10 protein-coding genes and 1 pseudogene are annotated in these 9,482 nt (G+C 70.3%); 6 read left to right on the top strand and 5 right to left on the bottom strand.

Annotated elements, in window-relative coordinates; all coding sequences use genetic code 11:
- The 3 genes from larC to larB all read left to right on the top strand — a co-directional run.
- Positions 1-931: nickel insertion protein (gene larC, locus V7E09_RS12445; protein WP_324523466.1), on the top strand; the 931-nt coding region annotated here is incomplete at its 5' end.
- 101 nt (positions 932-1,032) lie between these two features.
- Positions 1,033-1,908, top strand: a complete 876-nt coding sequence (gene larE, locus V7E09_RS12450) for an ATP-dependent sacrificial sulfur transferase LarE (RefSeq protein WP_324511897.1) — start codon at positions 1,033-1,035, stop codon at positions 1,906-1,908.
- A complete protein-coding gene (gene larB / locus V7E09_RS12455) occupies positions 1,901-2,563 on the top strand; it encodes a nickel pincer cofactor biosynthesis protein LarB (RefSeq protein WP_324511896.1) in 663 nt (220 codons plus the stop codon). Before larE ends, larB begins: the two co-directional genes overlap by 8 nt.
- Before the next feature lie 13 nt (positions 2,564-2,576).
- On the opposite strand, the gene recO is transcribed toward larB, so the two are convergent.
- Entirely contained in the window at positions 2,577-3,317 is a 741-nt protein-coding gene (gene recO, locus V7E09_RS12460; RefSeq protein WP_324511895.1) for a DNA repair protein RecO, read from the bottom strand.
- Positions 3,317-3,721: a Fur family transcriptional regulator gene (locus tag V7E09_RS12465; protein WP_324511894.1), complete on the bottom strand. Its 405-nt coding sequence runs from the start codon at positions 3,719-3,721 to the stop codon at positions 3,317-3,319. The genes recO and V7E09_RS12465 overlap by 1 nt, the downstream gene beginning before the upstream one ends.
- Before the next feature lie 50 nt (positions 3,722-3,771).
- Between V7E09_RS12465 and V7E09_RS12470 the strand changes: the two genes are divergently transcribed.
- Positions 3,772-4,080 (top strand): antibiotic biosynthesis monooxygenase family protein, encoded by a 309-nt coding sequence (locus V7E09_RS12470; RefSeq protein ID WP_324511893.1) that lies wholly within the window; start codon positions 3,772-3,774, stop codon positions 4,078-4,080.
- A 43-nt stretch (positions 4,081-4,123) separates the two neighbouring features.
- Here the strand turns inward: V7E09_RS12470 and V7E09_RS12475 are convergent, their stop codons facing one another.
- Positions 4,124-4,618 (bottom strand): nucleoside deaminase, encoded by a 495-nt coding sequence (locus V7E09_RS12475; protein WP_324511892.1) that lies wholly within the window; start codon positions 4,616-4,618, stop codon positions 4,124-4,126.
- Between the two features lie 169 nt (positions 4,619-4,787).
- Here V7E09_RS12475 and V7E09_RS12480 point away from each other — a divergent pair, with 169 nt between their 5' ends.
- Entirely contained in the window at positions 4,788-6,167 is a 1,380-nt protein-coding gene (locus tag V7E09_RS12480) for a glycine--tRNA ligase (RefSeq protein WP_324523467.1), read from the top strand.
- A gap of 105 nt (positions 6,168-6,272) precedes the next feature.
- On the opposite strand, the gene V7E09_RS12485 is transcribed toward V7E09_RS12480, so the two are convergent.
- On the bottom strand, positions 6,273-7,469 hold the full coding sequence (locus V7E09_RS12485) for an alpha-amylase family protein (RefSeq protein ID WP_324511890.1): 1,197 nt from the start codon (positions 7,467-7,469) through the stop codon (positions 6,273-6,275).
- A 96-nt stretch (positions 7,470-7,565) separates the two neighbouring features.
- Here V7E09_RS12485 and dusB point away from each other — a divergent pair, with 96 nt between their 5' ends.
- Complete coding sequence (gene dusB, locus V7E09_RS12490; RefSeq protein ID WP_324511889.1) at positions 7,566-8,717, top strand: tRNA dihydrouridine synthase DusB; 1,152 nt, start codon at positions 7,566-7,568, stop codon at positions 8,715-8,717.
- 86 nt (positions 8,718-8,803) lie between these two features.
- On the opposite strand, the pseudogene V7E09_RS12495 reads toward dusB, so the two are convergent.
- Positions 8,804-9,482 (bottom strand): annotated as a pseudogene (locus V7E09_RS12495) (hypothetical protein); the annotation flags it as partial.

The following is a 9,482-nucleotide window of genomic DNA, read 5'->3' on the forward strand; positions in this document are numbered from 1 at the left end:
CGACCATCCGCCCCACGACCACGGCCATGGGGGCCACGGGCACGGGGACCACCACCACAGCTCCACGCACGAGGAGCACCACGCGGTCGGGGTGGCGGCGCACCGGCACGATCAGCCACGACAGAGCGCCGCTGCCGAGGGCGTGCCGTCGCAGGGGCACTCCCACGACACCCCAGCCGCGGTGACGACGTCGGGCAGTGTGGGTGAGCTCGCCACCCCCACCGGGCTTGCATTGGTGCGTGCCCTGGCCGCGACCTGTGGCCCGCTGCCGGCGTTCACCGTGTCGGGGGTGGGGGTGGGCGCCGGGGGCAAGGACTTCGCGGGTTGGCCCAACGTCGTCCGGGTGGTCCTCGGCGTCCCGGCGAACGACGAGGGCGGGTCACGTTCCGCAGGACATGCCCGTGCCGCTAGTGCCGCACCGTCAGGGGGCCTCCCGGACCGGCCAGCGCGCGCGCTGAGCGAACTCCGGGCCAACGTGGACGACCTCGACCCCCGATTGTGGCCCGGCGTGCTGGACGCTCTCCTCGCTGCGGGTGCGGTCGACGCCTGGCTGGTTCCGATCCTCATGAAGAAGGGCCGTCCCGGGTTCACGCTGCATGCGCTGGCCCCCGACGACACAGCAGACGCGGTCACCGACACCATGCTGAGCCGCACCAGCACCCTCGGTGTGCGGGCGACCCCGGTGACGCGCACGGTCCTGGAGCGGCAGTGGGCCCAGGTCGAGGTGCTCGGGGAGCCCATCCGCATCAAAGTGGGGTCACGAGACGGTGTCGTCGTTCACGCCGAGCCCGAGTTCGACTCCCTCGCTACCGCGGCGGCGGCGCTGGGGCGGCCCGAGTACGAGATTGCCCAGCGCGCGTCCGCGGCCCTCGCGTCCGCCCGACTGCTTCCTGGGGAACGACTTCCCGCGGGCCTGGCTGAGGGACGCTGAACCGCACGTGAAACCACCAACCAGCGGCAACCTCCGGGTGGCAACAAGGCAGAGGTGCGGGCGGCCCCCCGGCTAAGGTGGCCGCCGGAGAGAGGAGCACCGTGGCGACGACATCCATCGAGAAGCTCCAGCCCTGGGAAGGGCTGACGGGAGAGGTGCTCGCCGACGCCCTCGGCGTCGCCCAGCATCTGCCGACGGGCGGTCGTCTGGGCGTCGCCTATTCAGGAGGGGTCGACTCCGCAACGCTGCTCGCGGTGGCGGTCCGGGCGCTGGGTCAAGACCGGGTGGTGGCCCTCATGGGGGTCTCCCCGTCCCTGGCCGGGGATGAGGCCGATGAGGCGCGAGCGGTCGCCGCAGAGGTGGGCGCCCACCTCGTGGAGTTCGCCACCCACGAGGGCGACAATCCCGACTATCGCGCCAACGGTGCCGACCGGTGCTTCCACTGCAAGAACGAACTCTTCACCCGCATCGGCGACGACGTCGCCGAGCGCGAAGGTCTCACGCACGTCGCGTACGGGGAGAACGCCGACGACGCGATCCGGATCGATCGGCCCGGGGCCCGAGCCGCGACCCACCATCAGGTGCTGCGCCCGCTGGCGGCCGCAGGGCTCACCAAGGCGCGCGTCCGGGCGCTGGCTCGCGCGCTGGGGGTGCGCTCCGCCGACAAACCCGCCGCCCCGTGCCTGGCCTCCCGGATCCCGCACGGCCACGAGGTGACGCCGCAGAAACTCGCCCAGATCGAGGCCGCAGAGAAGGCGTTGCGGGCGGTCGGCATCGAGGACTCCCGAGTCCGCCACCACGGCGACATCGCCCGCATCGAGGTGGCGCCCGCCGACCTGGCCACCCTGGTCGATGACGGCGTTCGCGACGAGGTGGTCCGGGCGATCAAGGCGGCGGGCTTCGCCTACGTCACCCTCGATCTGGTCGGCCTGCAGTCGGGTGCCTTCACCCTCCAGGTGCTCACCCGCCGTGGCTGACGACGACATCGCCGAACTCGACTTCGAGCGCGGCCCGCGCCGCGGTTACCCCGAGGCCGTCTACTGCGAGGGCAAGTCGGTCGACCAGGTGACCGTCATTGCCGCCCGGGTCGGGCAACGCCCCGACGTGACCACCATCTTCACCCGCGCCGACCAGGCCAAGGCCGCTGCCGTGCTCGCGGAACTGCCCGATGCGTTCCACGACCCGGTCGCCCGGTTACTGGTCTGGCCGCCCCGCATGCCTGAGCCCACCGGCACGTCGGTCCTGGTCGCATGCGCGGGCACCTCGGACCTGCCCGTGGCGCGCGAAGCCCTGCTGACGGCGCGGCACCTGGGACGGCGCGCCGACCTCGTGGTCGACGTCGGCATCGCGGGCCTGCACCGGACCCTCGCCAAGCTGGACGCCTTCCGGTCGGCGGGCGTGATCGTCGTCGTCGCCGGGATGGACGGTGCGCTGCCCGGCCTGATCGCGGGACTGGTGGCCTGCCCGGTGGTCGCCGTCCCGACGTCGGTCGGCTACGGCGCCGCCTTCGCCGGGCTGGCACCGCTGCTCACCATGCTGAACGCGTGCGCCCCCGGCGTCGGCGTGGTCAACATCGACAACGGCTACGGCGCCGGGCACCTGGCCGCGCAGATCGCCGCCCCGCGGAGCTGAGCGCGGACGCCTGTCAGCGGGCGACGTGTTCGAGGGTGCGCAGGCCGCGCTCCAGGTGCCAGCTCGCGAACGCGGCGATCAGACCGGATGCGCGCCGCTGGGTCGCCTGATCGGCGTCCCGGGTGGCGGGCCAGTTCCCGGCCAGCAAGGCTGCCAGGTAGCCGAGTGTCTCGGGCTTCACGAGCGGCGTCCCCGGGGGGCGACAGTGGCGGCACACGGCGCCTCCGGCGGCGGGGGAGAACGCCTCGTGCGGGCCCGGTTCACCGCAGGAGGTGCATTCGCTCAGGCTGGGGGCGAACCCGGCCGTGGCGAGGGCGCGCAGCAGGTAGGAATCCATCACCATCGTCGCCGGACGCTCGCCGTCGGTGGTGCCGGTCGTCAGGGCGTGCAACCCGCCCGCCAACAGCCGGAACTGCGGGGGAGCGGGTTCCTTCTCGATGGTCACCAGTCGGTCAGCCGTCTCCAGCATCACCTGGCCCACGGTGTAGCGGGAGTAGTCGGTGCACAGCGGCTCCGACCAGGCGTGGAGAGTGACGGCCTCGGTGATCACGTCAAGGGTCTTCCCGGTGGCGAACTGCAGATCCACATGGCTGAACGGCTCCAGCCGCGCCCCGAACTTCGACGAGGTGCGCCGGACGCCGCGCGCGACGGCGCGCACCTTGCCGTGCCTCCGCGACAGCAGCGTGACGATGCGGTCCGCCTCGCCCAGCTTGTGGGTGCGCAGCACCACGCCCTCGTCGCGATAGGTGGGCATCAGCCCTGCGCGCACGCGGGGCACAGCCCGCGCAGTTCGATGGAGTGGTCGACCTCGGTGTAGCCGTTCTCGCTGGCGAGCCGGGCGATCAGCTCCTCGATGCCGTCGAGTTCGAGTTCGACAGTCCGCCCGCACTGTCGGCAGATGAGGTGATGGTGGTGGTCGTGGGTCGCTTGACCGCAGCCTCGATAGGACGCCTGCCCATCGGGGGTGCGGACCACGTCGACCTCGCCCGCGTCCGTCATCGCCTGCAGATGGCGATACACGGTCGCCAGTCCGATCTTCTCCCCGTGGGAGCGCAGCAGATCATGGATGTCTTGAGCGGTCTTGAACTCGTCCAGGTCCGCCAGCGTGGCAGCGATCGTGGCACCCTGCCGGGTCCGCCGCTGGGGTGTGCTGGTCATGGGTCCTCCTTGAACCGCCAGCGTACCCGGGGCCGGTTAGGGTGAGGCGCATGCTCGCCTTCAGCAGGTTTCGTGTCCCGCCGCAGGAGCAGGCATCCTTCCTGCTCGACGCCGAGCGTGCCGCCGCCTGGTTCGCCGGACGCCCCGGCTGCCGCTACGCCGAGGTGGTGGGCAACCTGGACGAACCGGACCTGTTCGCGCTTGCGTCCGGCTGGGACGACGTCGGCTCGTACCGGCGGGCGTTCAACGGCTACGACGCGAAGATGATCCTGATGCCGGTGCTCAACCGGGCCCTGGACGAGCCGAGCGCCTGGGCATCACCCACAGACGTCGGCCTCAACGTCCCGCGCATCCGCTGAGGCGAGCCCGTCCCCGTGTCCTGGCTCGGGGACGGGCTGCTCGTCAGTAGTGGGCGTCGTAGTAGCGGGCGTGAAGGCTGCGCACCCGGTCGGCCAGGTGGGGGACGGGGCCGCACACGTCGGCGTCGGGCACGATGGTCTCGATGGGGAGCGCCGCGACGCGCCCGGCGGCGAGCCCGAACCCGCGCAGCCAGCCGTCGAGTTGCTCGGAGGACGACGCGTAGACGATCCGGCCGAGTCCCACCCAGCCATGGGCGGCCGCGCACATCGGGCAATGCTCGCTGGAGGTGTAGACCGTGGCGCGGGAGCGTGCGGCGGGGGCCAGGTTGGCGGCGGCCCAGCGCGCCAAGGCGAGCTCCGCGTGTTGGGTGTCGTCTCCCTCGGCTACGCGGTTGCGGGCGGCGAAGACCTCGCGACCGTCGGCGTCCACCAAGACGGAGCCGAAGGGCTGATCGCCTGACAGCAGCGCCTCTTCGGCCAGTGACAGGCAGCGTTCGAGACGGGGCAGGTCGGAGTCGTGCAGGGGGGTGACGGTCATACCACAATCCTAAACGAAGCCTGAGAATTGGGCGAGTGTTCTCAGGATCCGTCGAGGTCGGGGCCGAGCCGCGATGCGGTGGAAACCCGCCGAGCCGGTAGGGTTGATCGACAGATTCACAGGGGATGCCGGCCGGGCACCCCCCGCCGACTAGGAGGCACCAGGTCCTATGGCCAGCAAGCTCGACAACGTCATCAGCCTCACGAAGCGCCGCGGCTTCGTCTACCCCTCCGGAGACATCTACGGCGGCACCCGGGCGGCATGGGACTACGGTCCCTACGGAGTGGAGCTGAAGGAGAACATCAAGCGGCAGTGGTGGAAGGCCGTCGTCCAGCAGCGTCCCGACGTGGTCGGTTTGGACTCCTCCATCATCCTGCCCCGCCAGGTGTGGGTGGCCTCGGGGCACGTCGGCGTCTTCTCCGATCCGCTCACCGAGTGTCTGCACTGTCACAAGCGGTTCCGCGCCGACCAGCTCGAGGAGGCCTTCGAGTTCAAGAAGGGCCGCAAGCCTGCTGGGCTGGCGGAAATCAACTGCCCCGAGTGCGGGACGCTGGGTCAGTTCACCGAGCCGCGCGACTTCAACATGATGCTGGAGACGCACCTGGGCGTCATCAAGGACGAGTCCGGGCTGCACTACCTGCGTCCCGAAACCGCCCAGGGCATCTTCGTGAACTTCGAGCACGTGCAGCAGACCTCCCGCATGAAGGTGCCGTTCGGCATCGGCCAGGTCGGCAAGAGCTTCCGCAACGAGATCACGCCCGGCAACTTCATCTTCCGGACCCGCGAGTTCGAGCAGATGGAGATGGAGTTCTTCGTCGAGCCCGGCACCGATGAGGAATGGCATCAGCACTGGATCGACCAACGTCACGCCTGGTACGTCGACCTGGGCATCGATCCGGAGAATCTGCGCCTGTACGAGCATCCCCAGGAGAAGCTGTCGCACTACTCCAAGCGGACCGTCGACATCGAGTACGACTTCGGGTTCGCGGGCGGCGACGGCTGGGGTGAGTTGGAGGGCGTGGCCAACCGGACCGACTTCGACCTGGGCACCCACAGCAAGCATTCGGGTGAGGACCTGTCCTACTTCGACCAGGCCAAGGGCGAACGGTATCTGCCCTACGTCATCGAGCCGGCGGCCGGGCTGACCCGCTCGCTGATGGCCTTCCTGGTGGAGGCTTTCACCGAGGACGAGGCCCCCAACGCCAAGGGCGGGGTCGACAAGCGCACCGTGCTCAAGCTGGATCGTCGGCTCGCTCCGGTCAAGGCTGCCGTCTTGCCGCTGTCGCGCAACGAGGCACTGTCCCCGAAGGCCCGCGACCTGGCCGCGGAACTGCGCAAGCACTGGAACATCGAGTTCGACGATGCCCAGGCCATCGGACGCCGCTACCGCCGCCAGGACGAGATCGGCACGCCGTTCTGCGTCACGGTCGACTTCGAGACCCTCGAGGACCAGGCCGTCACGATCCGGGAGCGCGACACCATGGCCCAGGAGCGCGTCGCGCTGGATCAGGTCGCGCCCTACCTTGCGGCGCGCCTGCTCGGCGCCTAGCTCAGGACGACGACGCCCCCGGACCCGAACTGGGCCGGGGGCGTCGCCGCGTCGCTGGGACGGTCTCTGAGGTCTGCCGACGGCCTGGCCGCGCGCGTGTCGCTCTCAGGCGCGAGGCCAATCCCAGGCTTCCCCATCTGAGCAGGTGATGCGGACGCGCGGAGCCGGGGTGAGGTCCAGCCGGACGGACACCCAGGCGTCCTCGTGCGCGCTGCGATAGTCGATCCACGCGTTGTCCTTGCCGGTCACCTCCAGGTGGGCCCGCGCCAGCCAGGGGTGGCGTCGGCGCAGCCCGATGAGCTGGCTGTAGATCTCCCGCAGCCACGCCCCCTGCGGCAGCAGGTCGTGCGGGCTGGCGGGGAGCGGCGGCCGGATCGGGAAGTCGGCGTGGTAGCCCTCGCCCCGGACGCCCGTGAAGCCCTGCTCGTCGCCGTAGTAGACGCTCGGCATCCCCGGGACGGTGAACAGGATCACCGCGGCCAGCGGGGCGCGGTCTTCTCCCACCAGAGAGGCGATCCGGTCCACGTCGTGGTTGCCGACGAACGTGTTGAGCACCACCGACGCGCTGAACTCGGCGTGGCGGGTGAGGGCGTGAGCCAGTTCCCAGAAGTTCTCCGTCTGCAGTGAACTCCAGATCCCCTTCCACAGTTCGTAGGCGGTGATCGAGTCCAGGCGGCCCGCGTCGGCGAGGGTGGCGTAGTCGCCGTGGATGACCTCACCCAGGAAAACCGACTCGGGGAACTCGCGGCGCACCCGGGTGGTGACCTCCGCCCAGAACGCGGACGGGACGGCGTAGGCGACGTCGAGCCGCCAGCCGCTGACGCCGCGACGCAGCCAACGCAGCATGATGGCGGTGACGAAGTCGGCCACCTCCGGGCGTGCATGGTCCAGTTCGACCAGCCCGTCGTGGCCCTCCCAGACCGCCAGCGCATCCCCGTCGTGCTTGAGCAGCGGGCTGTCCGCGGCGACGAGGGGGTGCCCGGCACCGACGTGGTTGAACACACCGTCCAGCATGACTGCCAGGCCTCGCTCCCGGCAGGCCGTGACGAGCCGGTCGAAGTCCGCCTCATCACCCAGCCTCGGATCGATCCGATCGTGGTCGATCGTGTCGTAGCCGTGGGCCGAGGAGGCGAAGATGGGGCCGAGCAGCAGCCCGGAGCATCCCAGCTCCACCACGTAGTCCAGCCACGGTTCCAGCCGCTCCAGGCGATGGTGGATTCCTGCCTCGGGCTCCAGCACGGGGGCGCCGAGCGCGCCCAGCGGGTAGAGCTGCCACCAGATGGCGTGGTCGACCAGACTCATTCGTTTCTCCTGCCGCCCGAGCTCCGTCAAGGTGTGACCTCGACGCTAGCCGACCCTGGCGGGGCCCGCGACCGGGCCCGGGTAGAATCCGCCGACGTGTCCGTACATCCGCCGTTGCGCCTGAGCGCACCTTCGGGGGGAACCGTCGAGGTTCCCACCCCTGTCGTGCTCGCGCCGATGGCAGGCATCACCAACCCGGCCTACCGACAGTTGTGCCTCGAGCAGGGGGCCGGGCTGTACGTCTGCGAGATGATCACCTCGCGTGGCATCGTCGAGCGCAACCCCAAGACCTTCGACATGCTGACGTTCGCGCCCGGTGAGCGGATCAGGTCGGTGCAGTTGTACGGGGTGGACCCGGAGGTGGTGGCGCGCGGGGCCGCCATCGTGTGCGAAGAGTTGGGCGTCCACCACATCGACCTCAACCTCGGCTGCCCGGTGCCGAAGGTGACCCGTAAGGGCGGCGGTGGTGCCCTGCCCTGGAAGACCGACCGGCTGGCGGCCATCCTGCGGGCCACGGTCACGGCCGCAGACGCCTATGGCGTCCCGGTGACCATCAAGACCCGGATCGGCATCGACGCCGACCACGAGACCTTCCTGGACGCCGGACGGATCGCGCAGGAGGCGGGGGTGGCGGCGATCGCGCTGCACGCCCGGACCGTGCAGGAGGCCTACGCCGGGCAGGCGCACTGGGACCGCATCGCGGAACTCGTCGACGCCGTGGACATCCCCGTACTCGGCAACGGCGACATCTGGGAGGCGTCCGACGCGATCTCCATGATCGAGCAGACCGGAGCTGCAGGCGTCGTGGTGGGGCGGGGCTGCCTGGGGCGGCCGTGGCTCTTCGCCGATCTGGCCCGGGCGTTCGCGGGGCTGGATCCGGCGCCCTACCCGACGCTGGGCGAGGTGGCGACGATGCTGCGGCGACACGCGGAACTCCTGGCGGGGATCCACGGGGAGCGTTGGGGGCTCATCGACCTGCGCAAGCACATCGCGTGGTACTTCAAAGGTTTCCCCGTGGGTGGTGAGGTCCGCCGGGGACTCTCGACGGTGTCCAGTTTCGCGGACCTGGACGCCTTGCTGGCACGTCTTGACCCGGATGCCACGTTGCCGAGTGAGGAACTCGGTAAGCCTCGCGGTCGGCAGGGAACCCCGCGGGCGCACGTGACGCTGCCCTATGGCTGGCTCGACAGCCGAGACGTCGGCGATGCTGACCTGTCGGATGCCGAGTCGGACGTCTCCGGGGGATAGCCCGGCGCCGGGGTGTTCCGGCGCCGAGCGGCGGATCAAACCGGGATGCAGATCAGACCGGGATGTAGATCAGACCGGGATGCGGATCAGACCGGGATGTAGGGAACCAGGACGACCACGATCGTGATGATGGCGATGATCGGGGCGGCGATGCCCAGCAGGATGCCGCCGAGGGCGTAGCCGCGGCCGGCACGGCGGACGAAGGCGACGATGCTGGTGATCCAGGCGACGAGGCCGGCGAACACCGAGAACGTCGAGAGCATGCTGACGCCTTGAATGCTCTGCGCCAGCGCGAGGAACTCAGGGCTCGTGGAGTCGGGGTTCTCGAGAACCTCGACGCCGTTGAGCTGCACGAACTCGCCGATCGAGTGGCCCATCATGGCGCTGGTGACCACCAAGATGATGGCGAAGATGACGACCCCGGCCAGCCCGATCAGGCCGAGGGTGGCGTTGGCCTGAGGACGCGCGGGCTCGGCGGGCGGGTAGCCCTGCTGAGGGTAACCCTGCTGCAGGGGGTAGCCCTGTCCGTATCCGGGCTGCCCGTAGGTGGGGGCGGCATAACCCGTGTTGGGGTCCTGCGGCGGATACGCGTAGTAGGGCTCCTGCTGGTAGCTCTGGGCGGGGGCTCCGTAGGGCTGGTTGGGGTCGGGGTAGGCCTGCGTGGGGGCGCCGTAGGGCTGGCTGGAACCCGGGTAGCTCTGGGCGGGGGCCGCGTAGGGCTGGTTGGGGTCGGGGTAGCCCTGCGTGGGAGCGCCGTAGGGCTGC

It is taken from the genome of Propioniciclava sp., assembly GCF_036744435.1.
Classification (GTDB): domain Bacteria; phylum Actinomycetota; class Actinomycetes; order Propionibacteriales; family Propionibacteriaceae; genus Propioniciclava.

Coding starts and splice junctions, on each gene's coding strand:
- V7E09_RS12485 (WP_324511890.1), bottom strand. CDS start 7,469: ATGAGTCTGGTCGACCACGCCATCTGGTGGCAGCTCTACCCGCTGGGC.
- V7E09_RS12480 (WP_324523467.1), top strand. CDS start 4,788: ATGGCCAGCAAGCTCGACAACGTCATCAGCCTCACGAAGCGCCGCGGC.
- V7E09_RS12475 (WP_324511892.1), bottom strand. CDS start 4,618: ATGACCGTCACCCCCCTGCACGACTCCGACCTGCCCCGTCTCGAACGC.
- V7E09_RS12470 (WP_324511893.1), top strand. CDS start 3,772: ATGCTCGCCTTCAGCAGGTTTCGTGTCCCGCCGCAGGAGCAGGCATCC.
- recO (WP_324511895.1), bottom strand. CDS start 3,317: ATGCCCACCTATCGCGACGAGGGCGTGGTGCTGCGCACCCACAAGCTG.
- V7E09_RS12465 (WP_324511894.1), bottom strand. CDS start 3,721: ATGACCAGCACACCCCAGCGGCGGACCCGGCAGGGTGCCACGATCGCT.